Source organism: Novosphingobium sp. PhB165 (assembly GCF_004341845.1).
In the GTDB taxonomy this organism is placed as follows: Bacteria; Pseudomonadota; Alphaproteobacteria; order Sphingomonadales; family Sphingomonadaceae; genus Novosphingobium.
In genome coordinates this window covers 921,836-948,636 of the sequence record NZ_SLVB01000001.1, presented here as the reverse complement: position 1 = coordinate 948,636, position 26,801 = coordinate 921,836, and the positions used below count along the sequence as shown (strand labels likewise).

Annotated in this window: 27 protein-coding genes and 1 pseudogene; 24 read left to right on the top strand and 4 right to left on the bottom strand. The window is 62.9% G+C overall.

What is annotated here, in order from left to right; genetic code table 11:
• Nucleotides 1-32: 32 nt before the first annotated feature.
• The 20 genes and pseudogenes from EDF56_RS04520 (at nucleotide 33) to EDF56_RS04425 (ending at nucleotide 18,337) form a co-directional block, all read left to right on the top strand.
• Nucleotides 33-407 carry an NADH-quinone oxidoreductase subunit A gene (locus tag EDF56_RS04520; protein ID WP_132385496.1) on the top strand — a complete coding sequence of 125 codons (375 nt, stop codon included), beginning with the start codon at nucleotides 33-35 and terminating at the stop codon, nucleotides 405-407.
• The gene (locus EDF56_RS04515; protein WP_132385495.1) at nucleotides 404-973 is read left to right on the top strand and encodes an NADH-quinone oxidoreductase subunit B; all 570 of its coding nucleotides are present in this window, start codon (nucleotides 404-406) and stop codon (nucleotides 971-973) included. The genes EDF56_RS04520 and EDF56_RS04515 overlap by 4 nt, the downstream gene beginning before the upstream one ends.
• 8 nt (nucleotides 974-981) lie before the next feature.
• Nucleotides 982-1,593, top strand: a pseudogene (locus EDF56_RS04510) (NADH-quinone oxidoreductase subunit C); the annotation flags it as partial.
• Nucleotides 1,594-1,607: 14 nt separating this feature from the next.
• Nucleotides 1,608-2,819 (top strand): NADH-quinone oxidoreductase subunit D, encoded by a 1,212-nt coding sequence (locus tag EDF56_RS04505; RefSeq protein ID WP_132385493.1) that lies wholly within the window; start codon nucleotides 1,608-1,610, stop codon nucleotides 2,817-2,819.
• Entirely contained in the window at nucleotides 2,816-3,166 is a 351-nt protein-coding gene (locus EDF56_RS04500) for a nuclear transport factor 2 family protein (RefSeq protein WP_132385492.1), read from the top strand. The genes EDF56_RS04505 and EDF56_RS04500 overlap by 4 nt, the downstream gene beginning before the upstream one ends.
• Nucleotides 3,167-3,179: 13 nt before the next feature.
• The gene (locus EDF56_RS04495) at nucleotides 3,180-3,380 is read left to right on the top strand and encodes a hypothetical protein (protein ID WP_132385491.1); all 201 of its coding nucleotides are present in this window, start codon (nucleotides 3,180-3,182) and stop codon (nucleotides 3,378-3,380) included.
• A complete protein-coding gene (locus EDF56_RS04490) occupies nucleotides 3,373-4,041 on the top strand; it encodes an NAD(P)H-dependent oxidoreductase subunit E (protein WP_132385490.1) in 669 nt (222 codons plus the stop codon). Before EDF56_RS04495 ends, EDF56_RS04490 begins: the two co-directional genes overlap by 8 nt.
• Nucleotides 4,041-5,342, top strand: a complete 1,302-nt coding sequence (gene nuoF, locus EDF56_RS04485; protein ID WP_132385489.1) for an NADH-quinone oxidoreductase subunit NuoF — start codon at nucleotides 4,041-4,043, stop codon at nucleotides 5,340-5,342. The genes EDF56_RS04490 and nuoF overlap by 1 nt, the downstream gene beginning before the upstream one ends.
• The gene (gene nuoG, locus EDF56_RS04480) at nucleotides 5,342-7,360 is read left to right on the top strand and encodes an NADH-quinone oxidoreductase subunit NuoG (protein ID WP_132385488.1); all 2,019 of its coding nucleotides are present in this window, start codon (nucleotides 5,342-5,344) and stop codon (nucleotides 7,358-7,360) included. The genes nuoF and nuoG overlap by 1 nt, the downstream gene beginning before the upstream one ends.
• Complete coding sequence (nuoH, locus tag EDF56_RS04475; RefSeq protein ID WP_132385487.1) at nucleotides 7,357-8,403, top strand: NADH-quinone oxidoreductase subunit NuoH; 1,047 nt, start codon at nucleotides 7,357-7,359, stop codon at nucleotides 8,401-8,403. Before nuoG ends, nuoH begins: the two co-directional genes overlap by 4 nt.
• Nucleotides 8,400-8,885, top strand: coding sequence for an NADH-quinone oxidoreductase subunit NuoI (gene nuoI / locus EDF56_RS04470; RefSeq protein WP_132385486.1), 486 nt, complete (start codon nucleotides 8,400-8,402; stop codon nucleotides 8,883-8,885). Before nuoH ends, nuoI begins: the two co-directional genes overlap by 4 nt.
• Before the next feature lie 12 nt (nucleotides 8,886-8,897).
• Entirely contained in the window at nucleotides 8,898-9,515 is a 618-nt protein-coding gene (locus tag EDF56_RS04465) for an NADH-quinone oxidoreductase subunit J (protein ID WP_132385485.1), read from the top strand.
• Complete coding sequence (gene nuoK, locus EDF56_RS04460; RefSeq protein WP_132385484.1) at nucleotides 9,512-9,817, top strand: NADH-quinone oxidoreductase subunit NuoK; 306 nt, start codon at nucleotides 9,512-9,514, stop codon at nucleotides 9,815-9,817. Before EDF56_RS04465 ends, nuoK begins: the two co-directional genes overlap by 4 nt.
• Before the next feature lie 4 nt (nucleotides 9,818-9,821).
• Nucleotides 9,822-11,915 carry an NADH-quinone oxidoreductase subunit L gene (gene nuoL, locus EDF56_RS04455; RefSeq protein ID WP_132385483.1) on the top strand — a complete coding sequence of 698 codons (2,094 nt, stop codon included), beginning with the start codon at nucleotides 9,822-9,824 and terminating at the stop codon, nucleotides 11,913-11,915.
• A 4-nt stretch (nucleotides 11,916-11,919) separates the two neighbouring features.
• The gene (locus EDF56_RS04450; protein ID WP_132385482.1) at nucleotides 11,920-13,452 is read left to right on the top strand and encodes an NADH-quinone oxidoreductase subunit M; all 1,533 of its coding nucleotides are present in this window, start codon (nucleotides 11,920-11,922) and stop codon (nucleotides 13,450-13,452) included.
• Nucleotides 13,452-14,915: an NADH-quinone oxidoreductase subunit NuoN gene (nuoN, locus tag EDF56_RS04445; RefSeq protein WP_132385481.1), complete on the top strand. Its 1,464-nt coding sequence runs from the start codon at nucleotides 13,452-13,454 to the stop codon at nucleotides 14,913-14,915. The genes EDF56_RS04450 and nuoN overlap by 1 nt, the downstream gene beginning before the upstream one ends.
• Nucleotides 14,912-15,625, top strand: coding sequence for a biotin--[acetyl-CoA-carboxylase] ligase (locus tag EDF56_RS04440; protein WP_132385480.1), 714 nt, complete (start codon nucleotides 14,912-14,914; stop codon nucleotides 15,623-15,625). Before nuoN ends, EDF56_RS04440 begins: the two co-directional genes overlap by 4 nt.
• A gap of 10 nt (nucleotides 15,626-15,635) precedes the next feature.
• Complete coding sequence (locus EDF56_RS04435; RefSeq protein ID WP_132385479.1) at nucleotides 15,636-16,415, top strand: type III pantothenate kinase; 780 nt, start codon at nucleotides 15,636-15,638, stop codon at nucleotides 16,413-16,415.
• Complete coding sequence (locus tag EDF56_RS04430) at nucleotides 16,412-18,037, top strand: ribonuclease J (protein ID WP_132385478.1); 1,626 nt, start codon at nucleotides 16,412-16,414, stop codon at nucleotides 18,035-18,037. Before EDF56_RS04435 ends, EDF56_RS04430 begins: the two co-directional genes overlap by 4 nt.
• Nucleotides 18,038-18,046: 9 nt before the next feature.
• Nucleotides 18,047-18,337 (top strand): DUF1467 family protein, encoded by a 291-nt coding sequence (locus EDF56_RS04425; RefSeq protein WP_132385787.1) that lies wholly within the window; start codon nucleotides 18,047-18,049, stop codon nucleotides 18,335-18,337.
• Nucleotides 18,338-18,388: 51 nt separating this feature from the next.
• On the opposite strand, the gene EDF56_RS04420 is transcribed toward EDF56_RS04425, so the two are convergent.
• Complete coding sequence (locus EDF56_RS04420) at nucleotides 18,389-20,947, bottom strand: ATPase (protein WP_243652376.1); 2,559 nt, start codon at nucleotides 20,945-20,947, stop codon at nucleotides 18,389-18,391.
• Between the two features lie 150 nt (nucleotides 20,948-21,097).
• Here EDF56_RS04420 and EDF56_RS04415 point away from each other — a divergent pair, with 150 nt between their 5' ends.
• On the top strand, nucleotides 21,098-21,400 hold the full coding sequence (locus EDF56_RS04415; RefSeq protein ID WP_132385476.1) for an Hpt domain-containing protein: 303 nt from the start codon (nucleotides 21,098-21,100) through the stop codon (nucleotides 21,398-21,400).
• A gap of 36 nt (nucleotides 21,401-21,436) precedes the next feature.
• Here EDF56_RS04415 and EDF56_RS26320 read toward each other — a convergent pair whose 3' ends face one another.
• The gene (locus tag EDF56_RS26320; RefSeq protein WP_243652375.1) at nucleotides 21,437-21,925 is read right to left on the bottom strand and encodes a hypothetical protein; all 489 of its coding nucleotides are present in this window, start codon (nucleotides 21,923-21,925) and stop codon (nucleotides 21,437-21,439) included.
• Nucleotides 21,926-21,961: 36 nt separating this feature from the next.
• Between EDF56_RS26320 and EDF56_RS26315 the strand changes: the two genes are divergently transcribed.
• The 3 genes from EDF56_RS26315 to EDF56_RS04400 are packed head-to-tail and all read left to right on the top strand — an operon-like array spanning nucleotide 21,962 to nucleotide 25,047.
• Nucleotides 21,962-22,672, top strand: coding sequence for a hypothetical protein (locus tag EDF56_RS26315; protein ID WP_243652374.1), 711 nt, complete (start codon nucleotides 21,962-21,964; stop codon nucleotides 22,670-22,672).
• Between the two features lie 36 nt (nucleotides 22,673-22,708).
• The gene (locus tag EDF56_RS04405) at nucleotides 22,709-23,653 is read left to right on the top strand and encodes a hypothetical protein (protein WP_132385474.1); all 945 of its coding nucleotides are present in this window, start codon (nucleotides 22,709-22,711) and stop codon (nucleotides 23,651-23,653) included.
• On the top strand, nucleotides 23,653-25,047 hold the full coding sequence (locus EDF56_RS04400) for a sensor histidine kinase (RefSeq protein WP_132385473.1): 1,395 nt from the start codon (nucleotides 23,653-23,655) through the stop codon (nucleotides 25,045-25,047). The genes EDF56_RS04405 and EDF56_RS04400 overlap by 1 nt, the downstream gene beginning before the upstream one ends.
• 85 nt (nucleotides 25,048-25,132) lie before the next feature.
• Here the strand turns inward: EDF56_RS04400 and EDF56_RS04395 are convergent, their stop codons facing one another.
• Together EDF56_RS04395 and EDF56_RS04390 are read right to left on the bottom strand one after the other, a co-directional pair.
• Nucleotides 25,133-25,360: a hypothetical protein gene (locus EDF56_RS04395; RefSeq protein ID WP_132385472.1), complete on the bottom strand. Its 228-nt coding sequence runs from the start codon at nucleotides 25,358-25,360 to the stop codon at nucleotides 25,133-25,135.
• A 147-nt stretch (nucleotides 25,361-25,507) separates the two neighbouring features.
• Nucleotides 25,508-26,791: a citrate synthase gene (locus tag EDF56_RS04390; protein ID WP_132385471.1), complete on the bottom strand. Its 1,284-nt coding sequence runs from the start codon at nucleotides 26,789-26,791 to the stop codon at nucleotides 25,508-25,510.
• Between the last annotated feature and the right edge of the window lie 10 nt (nucleotides 26,792-26,801).

Here is a 26,801-nt window from a genome sequence, read left to right as displayed (position 1 = left end):
GCTGCCGTAATACCGGTATGAGGCCAGAACCATTGACTGATCTGTCACAATACCTGCCGATCCTCATCTTTCTGGTGATCGCGCTCGCGCTCTCCTCGGTGATTGTGCTGCTGCCGATCGCCGTCTCCCGCCTGACCGGCACCCACAACCCGAGTGCTGACAAGAACAGCGAGTACGAATGCGGCTTCCCCGCGTTCGAAGACCCGCGCAGCCAGTTCGACGTCCGCTTCTATCTCGTGGCGATCCTGTTCATCGTCTTCGATCTTGAAGCTGCGTTCCTGTTCCCGTGGGCCGTTTCGCTCAAACTGACCGGCTGGGCCGGCTGGCTGACGATGATGGTGTTCCTCGGTGAACTGGCCATCGGCCTCGCCTATGCATGGAAGAAGGGAGCTCTGGACTGGGAATGAGCACGCTCGTTAACTCCGCCGGCCAACCTCTGGCGCCGGCTGCAAGCCAGGGCGGTGCTGTTACGCCGCCCGATCAGTCCTTTTTCAAGGACCTCAACCAGGAAGTGTCCGACAAGGGCTTCCTCGTCACCTCGACCGAGGAACTGTTCCAGTGGGCCCGTACCGGCTCGCTGTGGTGGATGACCTTCGGCCTCGCTTGCTGCGCGGTCGAGATGATCCACGTGAACATGCCGCGTTACGACATGGAACGCTTCGGCGCCGCGCCGCGCGCGTCACCGCGTCAGTCGGACGTAATGATCGTTGCCGGCACGCTCTGCAACAAGATGGCCCCGGCACTCCGCAAGGTCTACGACCAGATGTCGGACCCGAAGTACGTCATCTCGATGGGCTCGTGCGCCAACGGCGGCGGCTACTATCACTACAGCTACAGCGTCGTGCGCGGTTGCGACCGGATCGTTCCGGTCGACATCTATGTGCCGGGCTGCCCGCCGACTGCCGAAGCGCTGCTCTATGGCGTGATGCAGTTGCAGCGCAAGATCCGCCGCGTCGGCGCGCTCGATAGGTAAGGACGACGATGACCGTTCTGCATTCCGCCCCGAAGTTCGCTTCGAATGAAGGTGTGATCGAGACGCTCTCGGCCGCACTGGGCACCATGGTCGAGGCGAGCAAGGAAGAGCACGGCGAAGTCGTGCTCACCGTTGCGCGTGATCAGATCGAAAACGCGCTTCGCCTGCTGCGTGACCATCACGAATACCAGCAGCTGATGGAAATGGCCGGCGTCGACTATCCGTCGCGGCCTGAGCGTTTCGAAGTCGTCTACATGCTGCTCTCGGTGACGAAGAACCATCGCCTTATGGTGAAGGTGAACGCCGCCGAAAGCACGCCGGTGCCGACCGTGACCACGCTGTGGCCCAACGCGGGCTGGCTGGAGCGCGAAGTGTTCGACATGTACGGCGTGATCTTCGCCGGCAACCCGGACCTGCGCCGCATCCTCACCGACTATGGCTTTGAAGGGCATCCGTTCCGCAAGGACTTCCCGCTCACCGGCCATGTCGAGCTTCGTTATTCGGAAGAAGACCAGCGCGTGGTCTACGAGCCGGTCAAGCTCGCGCAGGACCTGCGTCAGTTCGACTTCATGAGCCCTTGGGAAGGCGCCGAATACGTGCTTCCGGGCGATGAAAAGGCCGAAGGAGACAAGGCGTGAGCATCCAGCTCGAACAGTCGCCGACCACCGGCGATGAAGTCATCACCAACTACACGATCAACTTCGGCCCGCAGCACCCGGCGGCCCACGGCGTGTTGCGCATGGTCATGGAACTCGATGGCGAGATCATCGAGCGCATCGACCCGCACGTCGGCCTGCTGCACCGCGGCACCGAAAAGCTGATCGAGCACAAGACGTACCTTCAGGCGCTGCCGTATTTCGACCGTCTGGACTACTGCTCGCCGCTGGGCATGGAGCATTCCTACGTTCTTGCGGTCGAAAAGCTGCTCAACCTCGAAGTTCCGATCCGCGCGCAGTACCTGCGCGTGCTGTTCGCCGAGCTGACCCGCATCTGCAACCACATGCTCAACATCGGTTCGCACGTCATGGACGTGGGCGCGATGACCCCGAACCTGTGGCTGTTCGAAATCCGCGAGGACTGCCTCAACTTCTTCGAACGCGCATCGGGCGCACGCATGCACTCGGCCTGGTTCCGCCCCGGCGGCGTTCACCAGGACGTGCCGCTGAAGCTGCTGACCGACATCGCCGACTGGCTCGACACGCGCCTGCCGGAGCTGTTCGAGGACGCGATGAGCCTCGTGGTCGACAACCGCATCTTCAAGCAGCGCAATGTCGACATCGCGCTGGTGAGCAAGGAAGACGCGCTGGCATGGGGCTTCTCCGGCCCGATGATCCGCGGCGCGGGCATCCCCTGGGATATCCGCAAGTCGCAGCCTTACGACGTCTATGACCGCATGGACTTCGAGATCCCCGTGGGCACCAACTCGGACTGCTACGACCGCTTCATGGTCCGCGTCGAGGAAGTGCGCCAGTCGGCCAAGATCATGAAGCAGTGCCTGGCGCAGATGCCCGAAGGCCCGATCGCTTCTTCCGATCGCAAGGTGGTTCCGCCGAAGCGTGGTGAGATGAAGCAGTCGATGGAATCGCTGATCCATCACTTCAAGCTCTACACCGAAGGATTCCATGTGCCGGCCGGCGAAGTCTACGTCGCCACGGAAAGCCCGAAGGGCGAATTCGGCGTCTATCTGGTGTCGGACGGCTCCAACAAGCCGTACCGCTGCAAGATCCGCCCGACTGCCTTCTCGCACCTCCAGGCGATGGATTTCATGTCGAAGGGGCACATGCTTCCTGACGCGACCGCCATTCTGGGCGCCATCGACGTGGTGTTCGGGGAGTGCGACCGTTGAGCAAGCTCGCCATCGCCGAAGCCATGATCGCGGCCTACAACGCACAGGACGCCGATCTTTACGTGACCTACATGACCGACGAAGCCAGCGAAGCGAACTATCGCGGCGCTGTGGTTCGTGAGGGCAAGGAAGGCACGCGCTCTGGCCTCAAGGCGGCTTTCGCCAAGTGGCCCGAGAACAAGGCCGTGATCGTCTCGCGCGAAGAGACCGACAACTATGTCGTCTTCCGTGAGCATGTCACGCGTGGCCCGGCGACGGACGGTTCCGATCTCGTCGAGCCGTTCGACGTTCTGGCCGTCTACAGCTTCGAGGGCGACAAGTGCTCACGCGTCGAGTTCATCCGGTGAGGGAGATCATCCGGTGAAGTTCAACACTCTCGAACTGACCCGTATCTGGGCCGCTGTCACCGGTGTGGCGCTTGCGGTCTGGTATTTTGCCGCCGTCTACCTCGCATTCCAGCCTTCGGCCATGTTGCCGATGATGGTGACTGCGATCGGCGGCTTCGAATTGTTTCTTTTCGGCCAGGACCAGTGGCTGAAGCGCAGAGGTAAGCATGGCTGACCGCTATATCGAACCCGATACGCCCGAACTGCGGGCGCGTTGGGGCAATTTCGCCTGGACTCCGGAAAACGCCGAAAAGGCGAAGGAAGTCGTCGCGCGTTATCCGGAAGGGCGCCAGCGCTCGGCCGTGATGCCGCTGCTCGATCTCGCCCAGCGCCAGGTTGGTGCCGAGCTGAACACGCAGGGCTGGCTGCCGATCCCGGTGATGGAATACATCGCCGCCTATCTCGACATGCCGATCATCCGCGTGGTTGAGGTCGCGACCTTCTATACGATGTATAACATCGCGCCGATCGGCCGGTTCCACGTGCAGGTCTGCGGCACCACGCCGTGCATGCTGCGCGGGTCTGACGATCTGCTGGCGACCTGCAAGTCGCGTGGCATGAAGAAGGGCCACATCTCGGAAGACGGCCTCTGGTCGTTCACCGAGGTTGAGTGCATGGGCAACTGCGCCTCGGCCCCGATGGTCCAGATCAACGACGACAACTACGAAGACCTCACGTCGGACCGCCTGAACGCGGTGCTCGACGCGCTGGCTCGTGGTGAAACGCCCAAGGCCGGTACCCAGGATCCCGCCCGTCACACCGTCGAACCGGTGGGCGAGCCGACCAACCTGGCGGCCATGATCACCGAAAACCATGACTATCGGAGTGAGTGGTAATGGCTCTCCTCGATAAAGACCGCATCTTCACCAATCTCTACGGCTATCAGCCGTGGAACCTGAAGGAAGCGCAGGCGCGCGGCGCCTGGGACAACACCAAGGCGCTGATCGAGCGCGGCCGTGACGCCATCATCGACGAGATGAAGGCTTCGGGTCTGCGCGGTCGCGGCGGTGCGGGCTTCCCGACCGGCATGAAGTGGTCCTTCATGCCCAAGCAGCCGCCGCTCGACCAGAACGGCAATCCCAAGCCCAGCTTCCTCGTGATCAATGCGGACGAATCCGAACCGGGTTCGTGCAAGGATCGTGAGATCATGCGCCACGACCCGCACCTCCTGTTCGAAGGCGCGTTGGTCGCGGGCTTCGCAATGGGTGCGCGCGCGGCCTACATCTACATTCGCGGCGAATATATCCGCGAGGCAGAGACGCTGTTCGCGGCACGTGAAGAGGCTTACGCAGCCGGCCTGCTGGGCAAGAACGCCTGCGGTTCGGGCTACGATTTCGACGTCTTCGTCCATCGCGGCGCTGGCGCTTACATCTGCGGCGAAGAAACCGCGATGATCGAAAGCCTCGAAGGCAAGAAGGGTCAGCCCCGCCTGAAGCCGCCGTTCCCGGCCGGCGCAGGCCTCTATGGCTGCCCGACCACGGTCAACAACGTGGAATCGATTGCCGTTGCGCCGACGATCCTGCGCCGCGGCGCTGCGTGGTTTTCCAGCTTTGGCCGCGAGAACAACAAGGGCACCAAGCTCTTCCAGATCAGCGGGCACGTGAACCGTCCCTGCGTGGTCGAGGAAGAGATGTCGATCCCGTTCAGCGAGCTGATCGAGCGTCACTGCGGCGGCATTCGCGGCGGCAAGGACAACCTGCTGGCGGTGATCCCCGGCGGTTCGTCGGTTCCGCTGGTCCCGGCTGCCGACATCTGGGATGCCCCGATGGACTTCGACGGCCTCAAGGCCGTCGGCTCGGGCCTTGGCACCGCAGCCGTCATCGTCATGGATAAGTCCACCGACATCGTTCGCGCCATCAGCCGCATCTCGTACTTCTACAAGCACGAGTCCTGCGGTCAGTGCACCCCCTGCCGCGAAGGCACGGGCTGGATGTGGCGCGTGATGGAGCGCCTGCGCACCGGCGATGCGGAAGTCGAGGAAATCGACATGCTGCAGCAGGTGACCAAGCAAGTCGAAGGCCACACCATCTGTGCTCTGGGCGACGCTGCGGCGTGGCCGATCCAGGGCCTGATCCGTCATTTCCGTCCGGAGCTTGAGCGCCGGATCGCCGAAAACGTCCGCGAGGCTGCCGAGTAATGCCCAAGGTCAAAGTCGACGGCGTCGAGATCGACGTCCCCACCGGCGCAACTGTGCTGCAAGCTTGCGAGCTTGCCGGCAAGGAAATCCCGCGCTTCTGCTACCACGAACGCCTGAGCATTGCCGGCAACTGCCGTATGTGCCTGGTCGAAGTGAAGCCCGGACCGCCGAAGCCCCAGGCTTCGTGCGCGCTTCCTGCCGCCGAAGGCCAGGAAATCCGCACGGATTCCGAAATGGTCAAGAAGGCGCGGGAAGGGGTGATGGAGTTCCTCCTCATCAACCACCCGCTCGACTGCCCGATCTGCGATCAGGGCGGCGAGTGCGACCTTCAGGACCAGTCCGTTGCCTACGGTCGTGGCGCTTCGCGCTATGACGAGAACAAGCGCGCGGTCACTGAAAAGTACATGGGCCCGCTCATCAAGACCACGATGACGCGCTGCATCCACTGCACCCGCTGCGTGCGCTTCTCGGAAGAGATCGCTGGTGTGGATGAGATCGGCGCGCTTTATCGCGGCGAGAACATGCAGATCACGACTTATCTCGAACATGCTGCCAAGCACGAGATGTCGGCCAACGTGATCGACCTGTGCCCGGTCGGCGCGCTCACCTCGCGTCCCTACGCCTTCGAGGCCCGTCCCTGGGAACTCAAGAAGACGCTGGGCATCGACGTGTCGGACGCCACGGGCGCCAACATCCGCATCGATGCACGCGGGCGCGAAGTGCTGCGCGTGCTTCCTCGTAACAACGATGACGTGAACGAGGAATGGATCAGCGACAAGGCGCGCTACATGGTCGACGGGCTTACCAAGCGCCGCCTCGACAAGCCGTTCCTGCGCCGTGACGGCAAGCTCGTGGCGGTCAACTGGAACGAGGCTTTCGCTGCCATCGCCACGCTGAACCCGGGCAATTCGATCGCCGCCGTCGCAGGCGACATGGTCGATTGCGAAACGATGTTCGCGGCCAAAAAGCTGGTTGGCGCGCTCGGTTCGAAGCTTGTCGAAGGTCGCCAGACCGGGATGGACTACGCGACCGACAATCTCGCCGCCGTCAACTTCAACACCACGTTCTCGGGCATCGAGACCGCTGACGCGATCCTGATCGCGGGCAGCAACGTGCGCTGGGAGGCCCCGCTGCTCAACGTCCGCCTGCGCAAGGCGGTGAAGCGCGGCGCCAAGGTGTTCCTCGTCGGTCCCGAGTGGGAAACCACTTTCGGCGGCGAGTTCCTTGGCGAAGACCTCTCGGTCCTCGGCAATCTGCCGCAGAACGTCGCCGATGCGCTGTCGAACGCGAAGCGTCCGGCGGTCATCCTCGGCGGTGCGGCGCTCGGCCGTGGTGGTCTGGAAGCGGGCCTCGCGCTCGCCGCCCAGTTCAACCTCGTTCGCGATCTTGAAGATGGCACCAAGTGGAACGGCTTCAATGTCCTCCACATGGCAGCAGCCCGCATGGGCGGCTTGATGCTCGGCTACGCGCAGAAGGGCGGCATCGCCGACCTCATCGCCGCCAAGCCCAAGGTCCTGCTCGCGCTTGGCGCCGACGAAGTGGACTTCACCAAGTTCGCCGATTCGATGATCGTCTACATCGGTCATCACGGCGACAAGGGTGCCCACGCTGCGGACGTGATCCTGCCAGCTTCGGCCTACACCGAAAAGGCGGGCACTTACGTCAACACCGAAGGCCGCGTGCAGTGGGCCGACAAGGCCGTCTTCGCACCCGGCGACGCGCGTGAAGACTGGACGATCCTGCGTGCGCTCGCGGACGCCTTCGGCGTGTCGGTCGGCTTCGACAGCTTCGATCAGCTGCGAAATGCAATGATCAAGGAAGTTCCTGCACTTGGCAGCGAAGGTCTTGCCGATTACGGGAGCGTTCTGCCCAATGGCGGCGGTTCCGCTGCCGGTCAGATCGCCTATCCGATCAAGGACTTCTACATGACCAACCCGATCGCCCGTGCGAGTGCCGTCATGCAGCGCTGCTCGGCCGAAATCCTGCACGGTGAAGATCTGGCGGAGGCCGCGGAATGACCGCTTTCTTCCAGACTCTCGGGATGAGCCACGAGTGGGCATGGTTCGTGTCCACCGTCTGCGGCATCCTGCTCATCGCGCTGCCGCTGATGCTGGCTGTTGCCATGATCATCTATGTCGACCGCAAGATCTGGGCGGCCATGGCGCTGCGCCGTGGTCCCAATGTGGTCGGCCCGTTCGGCCTTCTCCAGTCCTTCGCGGACGGTCTGAAGGTTTTCCTCCAGGAAACCATCATTCCTTCGGCGTCGAACAAGGGCCTGTTCCTGATCGCGCCGGTCGTCACGTTCACCGTGGCGTTGCTGGCCTGGGCGGTGATCCCGTTCAACTCGGGCGCGGTGCTGGCGGACATCAATGTCGGCTTGCTTTACGTGCTCGCGATCAGCTCGCTCGGTGTCTACGGCACCGTGATGGCGGGCTGGGCATCGAACTCCAAGTACCCGTTCTTCTCGGCGATGCGCGCTTCGGCGCAGATGATCTCGTACGAAGTCTCGATCGGCTTCATCCTGATCTGCGTCGTTCTCTGGGCCGGTACTTTTAACCTCAACGGCATCGTCTGGGCCCAGAAGGGCCACGTTTTCGGGATCATCAACGGCTTCGTCGCGAACCCGCTGCTCTTCCCGATGTGGGTGATGTTCCTGATTTCGGGCATGGCCGAAACGCAGCGCGCTCCCTTCGACCTTACCGAAGCGGAATCCGAGCTCGTCGCTGGTTACCAGACCGAATATTCGTCAATGGCCTTCGCCGCCTACTGGCTGGGTGAATATGCCAACGTGCTCCTGATGTGCGCGCTTAACGCGACGCTGTTCTGGGGCGGATGGCTGCCGCCGCTCGATATTCCCGTTCTCTACCTCGTGCCGGGCTTCATCTGGTTCCTGCTCAAGGTCGCATTCTTCTTCTTCGTGTTCAGCTGGGTGAAGGCGACGGTTCCGCGCTATCGCTATGACCAGCTGATGCGCCTGGGCTGGAAGGTCTTCCTGCCCGTATCGCTGCTGTTCGTTGTTCTCGTCAGCGGCTACCTCATGGCTACCGGACACTTCCAATGACCGTCGGACAACTCATAAAGAGCTTCACGCTCTGGGAGTTCGTGAAGGCGCACTGGCTGACCTTGAAGTATTTCTTCAAGCCCAAGGCGACGATCAACTACCCCTTCGAGAAGAACCCGCTTTCGCCGCGATTCCGTGGTGAGCATGCCCTGCGCCGTTATCCCAACGGCGAGGAGCGCTGCATCGCCTGCAAGCTGTGCGAAGCGATCTGCCCGGCGCAGGCGATCACTATCGAAGCCGCGCCGCGTGCCGACGGTTCGCGCCGTACCACGCGCTACGACATCGACATGACGAAGTGCATCTACTGCGGCTTCTGCCAGGAAGCCTGCCCGGTGGATGCGATCGTCGAGGGGCCGAACTTCGAATACGCGACGGAAACGCGCGAGGAACTGCTCTATGACAAGGCCAAGCTACTGGCGAACGGGGACAAGTGGGAGCGTGCTATCGCCGCGAACCTTGAAGCCGACGCGCCGTACCGATAGGGGGCCGCGGACATGATCCAGATTATCGCCTTCTACCTTTTCGCGGCGCTGACCATCGCTTCGGCGGTGGCCACCATCTTCTCCCGCAACCCGGTGCATTCGGTGCTGTTCCTGATCCTGGCGTTCTTCAACGCTGCCGGGCTCATGGTTCTCGTCGGCGCCGAGTTCATCGCCATGCTGCTCATCATCGTCTACGTCGGTGCTGTCGCGGTTCTGTTCCTGTTCGTCGTCATGATGCTCGACATCGACTTCGCGGAGCTTCGTGCAGGGTTCGTCAAGAACTTCCCGCTGGGCCTGCTGGTCGCGGCCGTATTGGTCGCCGAACTGCTCGTCGGTCTCGGCGTCCTGAAGTCGGGCGCAATGACGCTCGGCACGCCTGATGGCACGGCAGCGATTCCGGTCGGTGCGTCGAACATCGAGGCTATCGGCGCCCTGATGTATGGCCGCTATCTCTTCCTGTTCGAGGCGGCGGGCCTGATCCTGCTCGTTGCGATGATCGGCGCCATCGTGCTGACCCATCGCCAGCGCACCGACACGCGTGGTCAGAACATCAGCAAGCAGATTGCACGTCGTCCCGACGAAGCGACCGTCAACGTCAAGCCCGAAGTGGGCAAGGGGGTTCAGCTGTGATCGGCATCGAACATTACGTGGCCGTCAGCTCGATCCTTTTCGTGCTCGGCGTCCTCGGTATCTTCCTCAACCGCAAGAACGTCATCGTTCTGCTCATGGCGATCGAACTGATCCTGCTTGCGGTCAACATCAACCTCGTCGCCTTCAGCGCGTTCCTGCACGACCTCACGGGTCAGATCTTCGCGATGTTCGTGCTGACGGTTGCCGCCGGCGAGGCCGCAGTGGGGCTTGCTATCCTCGTGATCTACTTCCGTGGCCGCGGCACGATTGCCGTCGACGACGTCAACCGGATGAAGGGATAAGGCCTTGCAGCATATCCTGATCATCGTCTTCCTGCCATTATTGGCAGCGATCATCGCCGGGCTTGGCAACAAGCAGCTCGGTAACGTCGCGGCGAAGTCCCTCACGACGGGTGCACTTTTCGTATCGTGCATCCTTTCGTGGCCGATCTTCATCCAATTCTTGAATGGTACCGCTGAAGTCGCCGTCGTTCCGGTCCTCAAGTGGGTCCAGTCGGGCGCGATGACCTTCGACTGGGCGCTGCGTGTCGACACGCTGACCGCCGTCATGCTGGTGGTCATCACCTCGGTCTCCGCGCTCGTGCACCTCTATTCGTGGGGCTACATGAGCGAGGAGCCGGATCAGCCGCGCTTCTTCGCGTACCTGTCGCTGTTCACCTTCGCCATGCTCATGCTGGTGACGGCGGACAACCTGGTGCAGATGTTCTTCGGTTGGGAAGGCGTGGGTCTCGCGTCGTACCTTCTGATCGGCTTCTGGTTCCGCAAGCCTTCGGCCTGCGCCGCCGCGATCAAGGCCTTCGTGGTCAACCGCGTGGGTGACCTTGGCTTCATGCTGGGCATCTTCGGCACCTACCTGGTGTTCGGCACGGTCTCGATTCCCGAGATCCTGCACGCAGCGCCGGGCATGGCGGGTTCGACCATCGGCTTCCTCGGCCACCGTTTCGACACCATGACCGTGATCTGCATCCTTCTGTTCATCGGTGCGATGGGCAAGTCGGCGCAGCTTGGCCTGCACACCTGGCTTCCGGACGCGATGGAAGGCCCGACCCCGGTCTCGGCCCTCATTCACGCAGCCACCATGGTCACCGCCGGCGTCTTCATGGTCTGCCGTCTTTCGCCGATGTTTGAGACCAGCGAGACTGCGATGCACGTCGTCGCATTCGTCGGTGCCTGCACCTGCTTCTTCGCTGCCACCGTCGGCTGCACGCAGTGGGACATCAAGCGCGTGATCGCGTACTCGACCTGCTCGCAGCTCGGCTACATGTTCTTCGCCGCTGGCGTCGGCGCCTATGGCGCGGCCATGTTCCACCTGTTCACGCACGCGTTCTTCAAGGCACTGCTGTTCCTTGGTGCCGGTTCGGTCATCCACTCGATGCACCACGAGCAGGACATGCGCTTCTACGGCGGCCTGCGTAAGCATATCCCGATTACCTTCTGGGCGATGACGGCGGGTACGCTGGCCATCACCGGCGTGGGTATCGCAGGTTTCGCGGGCTTCGCAGGCTTCCACTCGAAGGACGCGATCCTCGAAGCAGCCTTCGGTTCGGGCACCCAGATCGGTGGTTTCGCCTTCTGGATGGGCATTGCTGCCGCGCTCATGACGAGCTTCTATTCGTGGCGCCTGGTCTTCCTGACCTTCTTCGGCAAGCCGCGCTGGATCCAGTCGGAGCACATTCAGCACGCCGTTCATGACGCGCACGGCCATGGCCATGACGATCATGCTCACGATGGCCATGAGCACGCTGAAGACGAAGATTCGCATGCGAGCGAAGAAATCGGTTCGCGCGGTCCGGACTACACGCAGCACGGCGACGGTACGGGTGGCTACCACCCGCACGAAAGCCCGCTGGTCATGCTGCTGCCGCTGATCATCCTCTCGTTGGGTGCGATCTTTGCCGGCTTCATTTTCCAGCATGCCTTCGTCTCCGAAGGAGAGGGCGAGTTCTGGAAGGGCGCACTGGTCTTCCACGAACACCTGATCCACGCGATGCACGGCGTTCCGACCTGGGTGAAGTGGGCTCCGTTCACGGTGATGGCGCTGGGCCTGCTGACCGCATGGTACGGCTACATGAAGAATCTCTCGTTCCCCAAGGCAGTCGCCGAACAGCTCGGGCCGGTTTACACCTTCGTGTTCCGCAAGTGGATGTTCGACGAACTCTACAACACGATCTTCGTCCGTCCCGCTTTCTGGCTCGGCAAGGTGTTCTGGAATGTCCTGGACATCGGCGTGATCGACAAGTTCGGTCCCGACGGTGCGGCCTGGGTCGTCGCCAGGGGTTCGACTTACGCGCAGAAGGTCCAGTCGGGCTATCTGTACAGCTACGCACTTGTCATGCTGATCGGCGTCGTTGCCGCCATCAGCTGGGTGATCGCGGGATAAGATGATGAGTGGTTTTCCGATCCTCAGTCTGATGTTGCTGGTGCCGCTCGCGGCGGCACTGGCTTGTCTTTACCTTGATGCCAAATCGGCCCGGGTTGTGGCGCTTGTCGCCACGCTCGTGGACCTTGCTCTTGGCATTGTCCTCTGGATGAACTTCGACATTGGCGGAGCGCAGTGGCAGTTCACGGAACGGCATGAGCTGTTCTCGGGCTTCTCCTACGCTCTCGGCATCGACGGCATTGCGCTGCTGCTGATCCTGCTTTCGGTCTTCCTCATGCCGATCTGTATCGGTGCGAGCTGGAACTCGATCGAAAAGCGCGTCGGCGAATACATGGCCGCTTTCCTGCTCATGGAAACGCTCATGATCGGCGTCTTCGCGGCACAGGATATCTTCCTGTTCTACATGTTCTTCGAAGCCGGCCTGATCCCGATGTACCTTATCATCGGCATCTGGGGTGGTGCGGACCGTATCTACGCCGCTTACAAGTTCTTCCTCTACACGCTGCTCGGTTCGGTGCTGATGCTCGTGGCGATGCTGTGGATGGTCCACACCGCCGGCACGACCTCGGTCCCCGCACTGATGGCCTATGACTTCGACCCGCAGGCACAGACCTGGCTGTTCCTTGCCTTCTTCGCCAGCTTCGCGGTGAAGATGCCGATGTGGCCGGTCCACACCTGGCTTCCGGCGGCGCACGTTCAGGCGCCGACCGCTGGCTCGGTGATCCTGGCGGGCGTGCTGCTGAAAATGGGTGGCTACGGCTTCATTCGCTTCTCGCTGCCGATGTTCCCCGAAGCTTCGGCCTACTTCGCGCCGCTGGTGTGGGGGCTGTCGATGGCCGCAGTCGTCATCACCTCGCTGATCGCGCTGGTGCAGAGCGACATGAAGAAGCTGATCGCCTATTCGTCGGTCGCCCACATGGCGATCGTGACCATCGGTCTCTTCGCCTTCAACCCGCAGGGCCTCGAAGGTTCGATGCTGGTCATGCTGAGCCACGGCCTCGTCTCGGGCGCGCTGTTCCTTTGCGTGGGCATCATCTACGACCGCCTGCATACCCGTGAGATCGTCCGTTACGGCGGTCTTGCCATCAACATGCCGCGTTATGCGCTGTTCTTCCTGCTCTTCACGATGGCCTCGATCGGCCTTCCGGGCACCAGCGGTTTCGTCGGCGAATTCCTGAGCCTTGGCGGCATTTACCAGGCATCGAGCTGGACGGCGCTTATCTGCACCACCGGCATCATTCTGGGCGCTGCCTACATGCTCTACCTCTATCGCCGGATCGCCTTTGGCGACCAGAAGAACGCCGATGCCGCCGCCATGGCCGACCTCGACGTCCGCGAACTGCTTATGGTGGTTCCGCTGGGCCTCGCGGTGCTGTGGATGGGCGTCTATCCCGAGAGCTTCATTGCTCCGATGCGCGCCGACATTGCCGCGCTCGACGCCCGGATTGCGCGTGCAAAGCCGGAAGGAGACGCCAAGTTGGCCATGGGCAAGGAAAAGCCTGCGCATGAAGAAGCTGCGCATGAGGGGGCACACTGATGGACTGGTCGCAGTCACTGCGCCTGATCGCGCCGGAAGAAACGCTGAGCTTCGCAAGCCTCGTCTTGCTCCTGATCGCCGCCTGGGGTGGTGACAAGGCTGCCCGGCTGATCTCCGTTCTCGCCGTGGCGGCGCTCGTCGCCGCCGGCGTCCTCGTCGCCCCCGCGCTTTGCGGCGGTGCCATGGGCGTCGAAACTTACGCCTTCTTCGGCCAGTTCAAAGCCGACGCTTTCGCTTCCTTCGCGAAAGTGCTGATCTACATCTCTGCTGCCGTTTCGATCATGGTCGCTCCGGCCTACTTCGATCGCTTCAAGGCGATGCGCGCCGAATATCCGGTGCTCGTCGTTCTGGCAGCGATCGGCATGAGCATGATGGTTTCGGCGACGAACCTCATCACGCTCTACATCGGCCTGGAGATGAACTCGCTCGCCGCCTACGTCCTGGCCGCGTTCCTGCGCACCGATGGTCGTTCGGCCGAAGCGGGCCTCAAGTACTTCGTGCTGGGCGCGCTGGCTTCCGGTATCCTGCTGTTCGGCATGAGCCTGACGTATGGGTTTGCAGGCACGACGTCGTTCGACGGCATCAGCGCCTCGATGGCGCATGGCCTCTCGCATGGCGCCCTGTTCGGCCTCGTGTTCGTCTTCGCCGGTCTTGCCTTCAAGATCAGCGCCGTACCGTTCCACATGTGGACGCCGGACGTCTACGAAGGCGCGCCCACGCCGGTGACCACGCTCTTCGCAACGGCCCCCAAGGTCGCCGCGATGGCGCTTACCATGCGCGTTGCCATCGAAGCCTTTGGTGAACAGGCGCATGCCTGGCAGCAGATCGTTGTCTTCGCGGCACTCGCTTCGATCGTGATCGGTGCTCTTGGCGCGATGCGTCAGTCGAACATCAAGCGACTGATGGCCTATTCGTCGATCAACAACGTCGGCTTCATGCTGGTCGGCCTCGCGGTGGCAACGCCGGAAGGCATCTCGGCCATGCTGTTCTACCTCGCGATCTATGTTGCGATGTCGATCGGCGGTTTTGTCATGATCCTGATGCTGGCCGACGAAAACGGCAATCCGGTTGAGGATCTCGGCAAGATGGCCGGTCTGTCGCGCACCCGTCCGGGCCTTGCCCTGGCGCTGGCGATGATCATGTTCAGCCTTGCCGGTATCCCGCCGATGTTCGGCTTCTGGGGCAAGTTCCTGGTCTTCAAGGCCGCGGTTGACGGCGGCATGATCGCGCTCGCCGCGTTGGGCTTCGCGGCCTCCGTGATCGGCGCTTTCTACTACCTCAAGGTCGTCAAGATCATGTACTTCGACGAACCGGCCGACGTGGTGAAGGGCCAGAGCGACATCTGGCACAAGCTCGTCCTCGTGGGATCGTGCGTGGTCATCTCGCCGCTGGGCTTCCTGCTCACCCGCTGGCTGGGCCATCTGGCTGACACCGCTGCGGCGGCGCTCTTCTCCGGCCTTTGATAGAGGTCGTCGAAGAGACCGCTTCGACCAATGCCGATCTCGTCCGGCGCCTCGGCGCCGGCGAGGGCATTGCTGAAGGGTTCTGGCTGCGCGCGGTGCGACAAAGCGCCGGGCGCGGCCGTCGCGGCAAGGAATGGTCCTCGCCAGAGGGCAATCTCTACACCAGCACTGTCATCGCGCTTCGCGCCGATGATCCGGCGGCTCATACGCTGGCTTTCGTGGCAGCACTTGCCGTCCGAGACCTGATCGCTGCGCTGCTGCCCGCAGACGCGGCTGTTCAATTGAAATGGCCCAATGACGTTCTCGTCGCCGGCGCCAAGATCAGCGGCATTCTGCTGGAACGCTGCGGCGATCATGTGATCGTCGGCATCGGTATCAACCTTGTATCCGCGCCCGAACTGGCCGACCGCGCTACGGCGTCGGTACTGGCTTCGGGTGGAAGCGATGTCGATGCGCAAAAAGTGCTCGAAAAGCTGGCGACTGCTTATGCGAGGCGTCTCTCGCAATGGCGGAGCGAAGGGCTCTCGGCCACGCTGAGGGCCTGGCAGCAGCATGCCTATCCGCAAGGCACGCCTCTGAAGGTTGTGCTGGACGGGGAGGGGGAGGCGCTCGGCGCTTTCGCCGGGCTTGACCCCGACGGTGCTCTGCGCTTGCGTCTGCCGGACGGAAGCCTACGTGTCATCCATGCGGGCGACGTCTCGCTGGTCTGAAGGAATTCCGATGCTGCTCGCGATCGATGCCGGCAATACCAATGTCGTTTTCGCGCTCTTCGAAGGGCGCACACTGCGAGGCCGCTGGCGCATCGCGACCGATCCGCGCCGTACGGGCGACGAATATGCGGTCTGGCTGATGCAGTTGCTGGCGATCCGCGGCGTCGATCCCAAGGCGGTGGACAGCATCATCATCTCCACCGTGGTGCCCCGCGCGCTGCACAATCTGGAGATCCTCTGCCGCCACTATTTCGAAGTGGAACCGCTGATCGCGGGGCAAGGCAAGGCCGACTACGCGATCGATATCGACGTTGACGAGCCGCGCTCGCTCGGTGCCGACCGCGCGGTCAATGCGATTGCCGCGCATGAACGCCACGGCGGCGATCTTATCGTCGTCGACTTCGGCACGGCCACGACTTTGGACGTGGTCGACTATCATGGCGCCTACAAAGGTGGCATTATCGCGCCGGGTATCAATCTTTCGCTGGACGCGCTGGTCGGCAATACCGCCAAGCTCCCGCGCATTGCCATCGCCGTGCCGCAGAGCAAGTCGGTGATCGGCCGCAATACCGAAGACCAGATGCTGATCGGGGTATTCTGGGGCTACGTCGCCATGATGGAAGGCCTGATTGCCCGCATGCGTGCGGAAATCGGCCGTCCCGCCAAAGTAATCGCCACCGGCGGTCTCGCCGTTCTGTTCGACAAGGCGACGGACATCTTTGATGCCGTCGATGCCGACCTGACGCTTGAGGGCCTCGCCATACTTGCCGAGAGGGCTGTAGAGAAGTGATACCGGGTAACGAACTGCTGTTTTGCGCGCTGGGTGGTTCCGGCGAGATTGGCATGAACGTCAATCTCTATGGCTGCCAGGGCAAGTGGCTGATGGTCGATCTCGGCATGACTTTCGGCATGAACGAGTACCCGGGCGTCGATCTCGTCTTCGCGGACCTCGAATTCATCGAGGATGAGCGCGAGAACCTGCTGGGCATCGTCCTGACCCATGCGCACGAAGACCACATCGGCGCGGTACCCTATTTCGCCGAGGCGCTCGACGTACCGATTTACGCGACCCCTTTCACCGCGCGTCTTGTCGCGGCGAAGCTGGAGGAAGCGGGCATCCTCGGTGAGGTCGAACTGATCGTGGTCGAGGATCTCGAACGCTTCGAACTCGGGCCGTTCGGCATCCGCTATGTGCCGCTGGCGCACTCGATCGCGGAAGGCAACGCACTGCTGATCGACACGCCTTACGGAAAGATCTTCCACACCGGCGACTGGAAGCTCGATGACGAGCCGCAAGTTGGCACACCGACGACCGCAGAGGAACTGACCGCGATCGGCGACCAGGGCGTGCTCGCGCTTGTCTGCGATTCGACCAACGTGTTCAATCCGCAGGCTTCGGGATCCGAGGGCGAGGTCTATCGCGGGCTGCTGGAGGAAGTGAAGTCGCATCGCGGCAGGCGTGTGCTCGTCACAACTTTCGCCTCCAATGTAGCGCGGCTTCAGACGCTGGGCGATGTGGCCCGCAAGACCGGGCGCAAGCTCTGCGTGGCCGGGCGTTCGCTGGATCGGATCATCGAGACGGCAAAAGCCAGCGGCTATCTGGAGAAGCTGCCCGAACTGATCGATATCGATGCCGCGATGGACCTGCCGCGCGGCGAGGTCCTGATCGTCGCCACCGGCGGGCAGGGCGAGGCGCGTGCGGCGCTGGCGCGTATTTCGGAGGGCAACCATCCGATCAAGCTTGAAGCGGGCGATGTCGTATTGTTCTCGAGCCGCCAGATCCCCGGTAACGAGATCGCCATTGGCCGCATCCAGAACCGTCTTTCGGATTCGGGCATAGTTATCGTCACCGACCGCCAGAGCACCATCCACGTGTCGGGACATCCCGGCCGTCCGGAGCTTCAGGCGCTCTATGGCTGGATCCGGCCCGAAATCCTTGTCCCGGTTCACGGTGAGGTCCGGCACATGCGCGAGCAGGCGCGGCTTGGTCTTGCGAGTGGCATTCCCAAGGCCCTGTTCCAGAAAAACGGCGATCTCGTACGCCTTGCGCCAAGTCATCCCGGAAAATTCGGCGAAGTGCGCTCGGGCCGCCTAGTGCTCGACGGCGATATCATCGCGCCCGCGGATGGCGATGCGATGGTGATGCGCCGCCGGATTTCCTTCAACGGCGTGGTCTCGGTCGCAGCCGACCGGAAGGGCAACGTGCAGGTTGCCGCAATCGGGCTCCCGCTCGATGAGGACTACGAGAAGTTCGTCGAAGAGGCGCAGCAGGATGTCGCCAATGCGCTTGGCAGGGCGAAGAAGTCTGAACGCGAAGTTCGGATCGAGGCGGCGCGGCTTGCCGCGCGCCGGGCAGCGACGCGCTGGTCCGGAAAGAAGCCGCAAGTGCAGGTTCTGCTGCTGGAGGATTGAGCGATGGCCATGCAATGGACTTCGATGATTGCGATTTACGGCCTGTTCTGGGTCCTGGCCGCGTTCCTCGTCATGCCGTTCGGCCTGAGGACGCCCGATGAGGTGACTGGCTATCGGGTCGAGAAGGGGCACGCCAACAGCGCGCCCGTGAACTTCCGCCCGAAGCTTATCGCCAAGCGCGCCACGGTCTTGGGACTGGTGCTTTTCGGGCTCTATTACATGAATTACGCCGAGCAGTGGGTCACTGCCGACGATCTCAATGTCTTTGGGCAGCCGCCGGTGAAAGATATCGGCTACTGATCCCGGAAGGTCGGACGCGAGGCTGTTCCAGCCTCGCGGCACCGTCCCAAATCAATTGCGCAGCCGCTCGATAGCCTGTGCCAGCGCGACGTAGAGCTTGCCCATGTCCGATGAGAGCAGGGTGACGCCCAAGGCATTGCCGTCGCGTGTCGAAAGCACCTGACGCAGGATCGCCTCGAAATCGTGGATGTAGCGGCTGACGTGCTCGCGGAAGGCAGTCTCGCGCTCGAACAGATGCTGGATCGACTTGACCTCGCCGGCATCGAGCAGGGCTACCGCGCGGCGCGTGAAGATGCCGCGATCTCCGCGAAGATAGGCCGCCCAGGCCGTATCCGATACGTCGGCCGAGAGCGATGTGGCGATGTCGATCGCGTTCGAATTGAGCGACTCGGTAATGAGCGCGACGCGCCGGGCGAAATCGTTGTCGATTTCCTCTTCGGCCCGTTCGCGCGCGTGGGCGACGCGGTTTTCCAGGTTGCCGACGAGTTCGTCCACTTTCGCAAGCTGGTCGCGAAGCTGGATCGTGGCCTCGCGCGTGGCGCCCGAAGCATGGGCGACGGCCTGATCCAACTGGCCGGTCACTTCGGCCACACGCTGGCGCATGGCCTTGTCGATGGCCTGTGCGCTTTCGTCTCCAAGCTCTTGCGCCACGCGGGCGATGCGCTCGGCACTATCGCCCTCGATGGCTTCGACAGATCCCGCAAGCGCCGCCTGCAAAGCCGAAACGGCATCGCGAAGCTCGCCTTGCGCCTTTCCGGCCGCGTCGTCCGTGGCGATTTCGATGGCGGAGACCGACTGGCGCAGTTCGTCCAGTAGCTTACCGTGTGCGGTACCGCTGCGGGCCAATTCGGCTTGTGCCTCGGCAAGCTCGGTGGTGAGGGCCTTGAGGCCGAGACCGGACGTCTCGATCGTCCCGGCGAGTTCCAGGCCATTGCCGGCCGATTCCCTCAGCGATGCGAGGAGGGCGGCGATCCCCGCTTGGAGGCGATTCAGCCGATCCTCGGATAGTGCGAGGGATTCGGGCAAGTCATTGTGGGCATATCGTGCGCTGCCCTGAATCAGTTCGAGCAGGCGGACGCTGGCTTGGGTGAGCGTTTCCACATCGCCATCGGTCGCGGCAAGCGTTGCCCGAGCGGCGGTGAGGCGTTCAGTGAGCGAGCCGAGGCTGCCGGCGAGGCGGCTCTCGATATTTTCGCTGCTGACAGCAATGGCATCGAACCGGGCCTGATAGCGCTCCAGTTCAGCGGTGATCGCACCGGCCTGCTCGCCCAGCGTCGCGGCTTGCAGGCGATGGCGTTCGAGCCTTTCGGAAATCCCCGCGTCAAGATCGCCGAGCATGGCTTCGATACGGGTAATCGCGGCCCGTTCGAGCTCGGACTGGCGTGACTGGCGCGCATCGAGTTCCGCAGCGAGCCGCTCACGGCGAGCTGCAATTGTGCCGTCGAGTTGCTCGGCGTCGGCAGCGATGGCGTTCAATGAGGCCTTGAGCGCGCCGATAGTGGCGTCCTGTGTACGAGTGATGCCACGGCCGACTTCGCGCTGCTCGTCCTCAAGCTCTTCCAGCGCCTTACGCCAATCTTCCGCGGCGCGGCCCTCGCTGTCACGCAGCGCGCGGGAAACGACATCGCTCTCCTCACGCAGGGCGATGAGCCGGGCGCGCAGGGAGGTGAGGCTCTCCTCCTCGTGCCGATCGAGTTGTGCGCGCGTTTCGGCGATTTCGGTTTCGAGCGCGTTGGCGCGCGTGCGGATACCCGCGAGTGCTTCCACCTCATGCCGTTCGAGTTCGGTGCGGAACGCCTCGCCGCGTTCGTTCAGAACGGCGAAGCGTTCGTCCGCGAGCGTGCCCATGCGGTCGGTGCGGGTGGTGAATTCGTCGAGCGCCGTCGCCACCGCTTCGCGCAGGCGCGAGACCTGCCGTTCGCTGGCGGAGCCGAACTCATTGAGGCGGTTGAAACCGTTGATCATGTCCTCAAGCTGGACATGCGCCGCCCGGCCGGCGTTGCCGATGTTATTGGTGACGTCCTTGGCAGAGCTGGCGATCACGGGGAGCTGGCTGCGCAGCTTCTCCATGTTGTCGAGCGCGGTCGCGCTGACAGTGCTGATCGAATCGACCTGGCCGCCATTTTCGCGGATAAGATCCTGCAATCGTTCGGCATTTTGCGAAAGGCGCTCGGTAGCGATGCGGCCCAATGCTTCAAGATCGCGGGACTGCGCGGCCACGAACTCCCGCGCGAGGCTCAGCTCGCGGTTCACGGCGGTCAGCCGCTTTTCGAGATTCGCGGATTCGCGCGACAGCGTCCGTGCGACATCGCCGAAGCGTTTACCTTCGCGCGCGCTGTGGCGCATGGCAAGCAGCCAGACGAGTCCGATCAGCAGCAAGGGAACCGCCCAGGTCGTCACCGTCGCAGGGATCGCCACCAGTGGCAGGCTATTCAGGAGCGGCCATTGCGATCCCAGGAAGAAACCGGTCCAGGCTGCCGCGGTGAAGGCGGCGAGGGCAGGCAGCAGCCACTTTGGCGCACCCGTGCCACGCGTCAACGCTGCCGGCGCCAGCGCGCGATGCCATTCTTCCTGCGACAGGGGCATGGCATCGCCTTCGTTTTCCGTCATGGGAGGCTGCGAAACCGCTGCGGCATCGCCATTTTCACTATGGTTCGCGCCGAACGCGATGATCCTGTTTTCCCCGGACATGGCGGCAGGATACCATGTGTGATCCTCCAATAAACCCCACTTTAACCCTTCTCGGATTAAGCTGGGGAAATGGCATATGAAGCAGGTGCACTCGAAGCAACGCTGGCGGCAGCGGCAGGCGGGGACGCGGATCTTTTCGCGGAACTGCGCACGTCTTACGTCGAAAGCGTGGACCGGCAAGTGGATCTGCTCGCGCGGGCCCGCTGCGACGGAAACTGGCAAATGGCGGCGATGCGGCTCAAGGGCATCGCGGCCAGCTTCCACAGCGCCTCGCTGCTGATGCTGGCCGATGAGGCGTTGGACGCGGCTCCGGGCGACCCGGCGGTGGTTCGCCGACTTCGCGCTTATATCGCCGAGTTTTCCGCCGACTGATTGCAGGCATACGCTTGGCACTCGCGCGTCCCATGTTTACATGGTGCGGGGTCGCTGGAGGGTTACAAGCTGCGCATCGCATTGCTGGCCATGACGGAGCCCGCGGGAGCGGGTCAGCCGGTCCCACGCGCGTTCCTGCGTGTGGGCGGGGCTATGCTTGCCCGGCACCAGCTTGGCCTTGCGCTGGCTATGGATTGCCAGAGGGTGATCTGCATCGCGCGCGGCGCTTCGCCGGAACTCATCGCGCTTCAGCACGCGGCTGAGGATGCCGGGCTGCAATTCTACATTTCTACCGGTTCCCGCCCGCTTTCCGGGCTGGTAACCGCCAATGACGAACTCGTCGTCGTCAGCGAGGGGCTCTTTGCCGAGCCGGCGCGCGCGGTTTCGCTGTTCGACGGGCCCGCCCCGGCGGTGCTGGTTCAACCCGTTGAAGGCGCGCTGGCCGAAGGGTTCGAGCGGATCGATCTCAATCGGGCGGGGGCCGGGCTGATGCAGATTCCCGGGCGCCTGGTCGAGCACCTTCACGAACTTCCTGCCGATTGCGACGTGCCTTCCGCGCTGATGCGTATCGCACTGCAATCCGGCATTCCGATGCGCGAGATACCCGCCGATGCAAGGGCTGGGGCGAACTGGCGCATGATTCGCACCGAGGCAGAGGCGCACGCAGTCGAAACCGAGTGGTTGCGCACACGGTTCGGCGAAGGGGAGCCGATGTCTCCGGGGCAAGCGATTGCGCGCCAAGGCGTTGTGTCGTTTGGCTCTTCGCTGCTTCACGCCGGCAATGCGAGCAATGCTCTGAGCGCCGCGGTTCTCGTGGTGCTGGCGATTTCCGGCGGTCTTGCGTGGTTCGGGACGCTTTCGGTCGCGTTTCTGTTCGCATCGCTCGGCGCTATCCTTGTCGAGGCGAGCCGACTGATCCGCTCTGCCGAACGTCAGGCGCTGGGGCAGCTTCCTCCCGCGATTCCGCGAGCCCACGTACTCGGTTGGGTGATTGATGCGACTTTTGGACTTCTGATTCTCGCCAGTGTCCCCCGGCTTTTCGGCGAAAGCCTTCTGTCCTGGATGTTTCCTCCCACAATGTTGATGATGTTGTTGGCCTTGGTGCCGCGCGTCGTCAGCGGGCCGGCAACGCGGCTTGCGGGGGACAGGGCGCTGCTTGGCGTTGTGCTGGCGTTTGCTGCCGGTTTCGGGCAGGTTGAACCCATTGTGGAGGTTCTGGCAGTTGCTCTGGTCATCCTTGGCATGGCTCTTCCGCTGCGCAGAAAAGGCTAACCGGGGCTTAACCAAATACAGGGTATTAAGGGACGGATGATCGACAATGCTGTCCATCCGGCCAACGTGGAGAACGTCGAGGCCGTGCTGCGCGCCGAACTGGCGCGGGGCGACGCATTGGCGGCAAGCGTCCAGCCCGTCCTTCGGCATTTGCTGACGGCACAGGATGGCGCGCTGTTCAGTGACGAGATCCTTGCGCGGGTGCGCGGCATGTTGGGTGACCTGGCCGGGGCGCTGCTCGAAACGCCGGGCGGTCTCCCCGCACAGGGAAGCGAGGAGCACGAGGCGCTTGTGCTGGCCTTGATGGACCAGCGCGCACTGCTGGGCCACGTTCATGCACTCGCGCTGGAATGGCGTCTGACCGAATGGTTGCAGGCCCGCATGGCGCTCGACCCCGTCGTTTCGCCGCTGCTCCAGTCGCTCGTTTCTTCCGAGAACGAGGGCATGCAGGCCCTCGCCATGACATGGCTTGCGGCGCAGGCGCGCTGGTGTCAGGCGCAGCGCCGGATGGGGCTGCCGTTCACCGAACTGCCGGGCGAACTTCTGCACGGGGCGCTTCAGGCGCTCCGTATCGCCCTGTCCGGTACGACCGATGCGGGCGCGAGGATTGCCGCGACCGAAGCTGCGGTCAGATTACGCTATGAAGAGGGGGCTAGCCGCCTTGGCCTTGCTGCGCAGCTCGTCATGGGGCTGGGCAATCATGTGGACGATGCGCTGGCGATCGACTACGGCGGTCTGGCACTGTTCCTCACCGCGCTGGCGCTGCGATCCGGACTTGGGCGCGATGCGCTGGTGCTGTCCACCCATGAGGCGCAGGCTGCGCGGCTTGCACTGGCACTTCGGGCCGCAGGGCTTTCGGCCGCCGAAGTCACGCGCCAGATGCTGGTGTTCCATCCCGGCCAGATCCTGCCCGAGGTGTTCGACGAGATCGGCGGGGACATGGCAGCGATCATCCTGGCAACGGGACGTCTGGGGGGCTGATGCTCGCCATCGGCAACATCGTGGCTCGTGCCGAATGTGACGCGCAGGACCGTCTGACGCGCGCTGACGAGCCGCTGGCCGGATTGCAGACGCGGTGTGGCGGCGCGGTTCCCGGTGCGATTGCGGTGCCGGAACTCCTCGATATCGTCCGCAAGGCCCGGAGTTACGGCTTCCGCCTGGCACGCGCAATTACGGCCTTTGATGGCGCCGAACTCGTAACAGCCTGGGTGGAGATCCAGCCGCTCTTCGGCGAGGATGATTCGGACGAGGCCGGATGTTGCGAGATCGTCGTCCGCAACTGGCAGACGACGCAAGTGGCTGTCGAGGACACCGCAGCTTCCGATCGTCGCCGTACGATGATCGACCGGCACCTTGCCGAGTTGACGGCGCGGCTTGACGGCGCGCAGCGGGTGCTTTCGGTTGAGACGGACAGTCCCGAACTCGCAGGCGTTGCCGCGGCCATGGCGGGCGGACTTGGCAAGCCCTGGACCGATTTTGTGCCGCCGGAAAACTTTACGCAGCGTCAGCCGCTGCATTGGCGCCTGCTCGACGGGGCCCGGGTCTGCGTGGCGGGTTCGCAGAGGCCTTGGCGAGTGGCGCTTGTTCCGCAGTTCCAGCCTGGTTTTGATCCGACCGGGTTCGAACTTCTGCTGGTTTCGGATGCGCCTTCGGCACCGTTGCCGACAGTGCATTTGCCGGCCGAGCCGCTCATGCGGCGCAGTCTGGTGGGACAGGATCTCGCGCCGGTGCTGCGGCAGCCGATCGCCCGGATCATCGCCAATGCGGAGACGATCCGCACGCGGCTCGCTGGGCCGTTGCCTGATGCCTACGCTGAATATGCCGGTGAGATCGCGGGGGCGGGCAAGCTGCTGCTCGGCTTGCTTGAGGACCTGGCCGACCTGGAAGTCGTCGAATCCGACAATTTTGACACGATCCCCGACCATATCGATCTTTCCGAAGTCGCCCGGCAGGGCGCGGGAATTCTCAATGTGCGTGCGCAGGAAAAGGGTATCAGGGTCGAGGCGCCGCACTGGACCGAGAGTCTGCCGGCCATCGCTGAATTCCGCCGCGTTCTACAGATCATGCTGAACCTGATCGGCAATGCGGTCCGCTATTCGCCCGAAGGCTCACAAGTCTGGATCAGGCTGGATTCGCTTGATGGGCGGGCTTACGTGACGGTGGCCGACCAAGGGCCGGGCTTGGCGCTTGAGGATCAGGAACGCGTCTTCGAGAAGTTCGAGCGCCTTGGTCGCAGCGGCGATGGTGGTTCTGGGCTTGGTCTCTACATTTCGCGGTGCCTGGCGCGTGCCATGGGCGGCGACCTTACCGTGGAGAGCGCTCCAGGGCAGGGTGCGCGGTTCATTCTTGAATTGCCGGCTGACCGCGAGGCCTGATGATTCAGTTCAGTTCGAGCCGAGATGGTTCGATCATTGCATTGATTTCAAATAATAATGTTGGGATCGGCTGCGACGAAGTGGCCTAGAGCCGGTTGTCGCTGCTGCTACGCCCGTTATTTCGCCACGCCAGCCACAGCAGAATCGCGCCAACACAGACCATGACGGCGCCGCGAACGGCCCAACCGCGATCGTCTATCATGAAGCTGTTTGCGGGCCAGAGCACCAGTCCGGTCCCCTGTCCGACCCAAAGCACGCCCAGCGCGACGGCCAGGAGGCCGATGATGCAGGCGAGAATTCTCAAGAACAGCATGGTAATGCCCCATAATGGCCCAGTGGCTGTGTAGTAACAACTTGCGGCCAATTTGTGGCTTTCGCAACAATATCCTTGATTCGTAGAGCAACAAAAAAAAGGCCCCCGCTTTCGCGAGGGCCTTTGATCTTGTCCGATGCGCCGGGATCAGCGCTGATTCATCGGCACGTAATCGCGCTGCGTCGGGCCGGTGTAGAGCTGACGCGGGCGGCCGATCTTCTGGCCTGGATCCGAGATCATTTCGTTCCACTGCGCGACCCAGCCCACGGTGCGGGCAAGGGCGAAGAGCGCCGTGAACATCGTGGTCGGGAAGCCGATGGCCGAGAGGATGATGCCCGAGTAGAAGTCTACGTTCGGGAACAGCTTCTTCTCTACGAAGTACGGATCGTTCAGCGCGATCTCTTCAAGACGCAGTGCGGTCTCGAAGAGCGGGTCAGTGACCTTGAGCGCGTCGAACACTTCGCGGACGGTCTTCTGCATGACCGTGGCGCGCGGATCGTAGTTCTTGTAGACGCGGTGACCGAAGCCCATCAGGCGGAACGGATCGTTCTTGTCCTTCGCACGCTCGATATAGTGCGGGATCTTGTCCGGCGTACCGATTTCCTTGAGCATGTTGAGCGCGGCTTCGTTCGCGCCGCCATGTGCAGGGCCCCAGAGGCAGGCGATGCCGGCCGCGATGCACGCGAACGGATTGGCGCCCGACGAACCGGCAAGACGCACGGTCGAGGTCGAGGCGTTCTGCTCGTGGTCGGCGTGGAGGATGAAGATACGGTCCATCGCCTTTTCGACGGCGGGGATCACTTCATATTCTTCCGCCGGCACACCGAAGGTCATGCGCAGGAAGTTGCCGGTGTAGCTCAGCTTGTTGTCCGGGTAGAGGAAAGGCTGGCCAACCGAGTACTTGTATGCCGCAGCGGCGATCGTCGGCATCTTGGCGATCAGGCGGTGCGAGCTGATCTTGCGGTGCTCGGGATCCGAGATGTCGGTCGAGTCGTGGTAAAACGCCGAAAGCGCACCGACCACGCCGCACATGATCGCCATCGGGTGGGCGTCACGGCGGAAGCCGCGGTAGAACGTCGCCAGCTGCTCGTGGAGCATGGTGTGGCGCGTGATGGTGTTGGTGAACGTGTCGAGTTCGCCGCCATTGGGCAGCTCGCCGTTCAGCAGGAGGTAGCAGACCTCCATGAACGAAGAGTTCTCGGCCAGCTGGCCGATCGGATAACCGCGGTGCAGAAGGACGCCTTCGTCACCGTCGATATAGGTGAGCGCGCTCTCGCAGCTGGCCGTCGACGTGAAGCCGGGGTCGTACGTGAACTTGCCCGTCTGGGCGTAGAGCTTCCGGATATCGATTACATCCGGGCCGACACTGCCCTTGAGCACGGGATAATCGAATTCCGTGCCACCAGCATTCAGTTTGACCTGATCACCCACCAGTTCTTAC

Bases quoted from the DNA above. Each gene is read 5' to 3' on its own strand.
- EDF56_RS04515 (WP_132385495.1), top strand. From the start codon at position 404: ATGAGCACGCTCGTTAACTCCGCCGGCCAACCTCTGGCGCCGGCTGCA.
- EDF56_RS04490 (WP_132385490.1), top strand. From the start codon at position 3,373: ATGGCTGACCGCTATATCGAACCCGATACGCCCGAACTGCGGGCGCGT.
- nuoF (WP_132385489.1), top strand. From the start codon at position 4,041: ATGGCTCTCCTCGATAAAGACCGCATCTTCACCAATCTCTACGGCTAT.
- nuoG (WP_132385488.1), top strand. From the start codon at position 5,342: ATGCCCAAGGTCAAAGTCGACGGCGTCGAGATCGACGTCCCCACCGGC.
- nuoH (WP_132385487.1), top strand. From the start codon at position 7,357: ATGACCGCTTTCTTCCAGACTCTCGGGATGAGCCACGAGTGGGCATGG.
- nuoI (WP_132385486.1), top strand. From the start codon at position 8,400: ATGACCGTCGGACAACTCATAAAGAGCTTCACGCTCTGGGAGTTCGTG.
- EDF56_RS04465 (WP_132385485.1), top strand. From the start codon at position 8,898: ATGATCCAGATTATCGCCTTCTACCTTTTCGCGGCGCTGACCATCGCT.
- EDF56_RS04450 (WP_132385482.1), top strand. From the start codon at position 11,920: ATGAGTGGTTTTCCGATCCTCAGTCTGATGTTGCTGGTGCCGCTCGCG.
- nuoN (WP_132385481.1), top strand. From the start codon at position 13,452: ATGGACTGGTCGCAGTCACTGCGCCTGATCGCGCCGGAAGAAACGCTG.
- EDF56_RS04435 (WP_132385479.1), top strand. From the start codon at position 15,636: ATGCTGCTCGCGATCGATGCCGGCAATACCAATGTCGTTTTCGCGCTC.
- EDF56_RS04425 (WP_132385787.1), top strand. From the start codon at position 18,047: ATGCAATGGACTTCGATGATTGCGATTTACGGCCTGTTCTGGGTCCTG.
- EDF56_RS04420 (WP_243652376.1), bottom strand. From the start codon at position 20,947: ATGACGGAAAACGAAGGCGATGCCATGCCCCTGTCGCAGGAAGAATGG.
- EDF56_RS04415 (WP_132385476.1), top strand. From the start codon at position 21,098: ATGGCATATGAAGCAGGTGCACTCGAAGCAACGCTGGCGGCAGCGGCA.
- EDF56_RS26315 (WP_243652374.1), top strand. From the start codon at position 21,962: ATGCGTATCGCACTGCAATCCGGCATTCCGATGCGCGAGATACCCGCC.
- EDF56_RS04405 (WP_132385474.1), top strand. From the start codon at position 22,709: ATGATCGACAATGCTGTCCATCCGGCCAACGTGGAGAACGTCGAGGCC.
- EDF56_RS04400 (WP_132385473.1), top strand. From the start codon at position 23,653: ATGCTCGCCATCGGCAACATCGTGGCTCGTGCCGAATGTGACGCGCAG.
- EDF56_RS04395 (WP_132385472.1), bottom strand. From the start codon at position 25,360: ATGCTGTTCTTGAGAATTCTCGCCTGCATCATCGGCCTCCTGGCCGTC.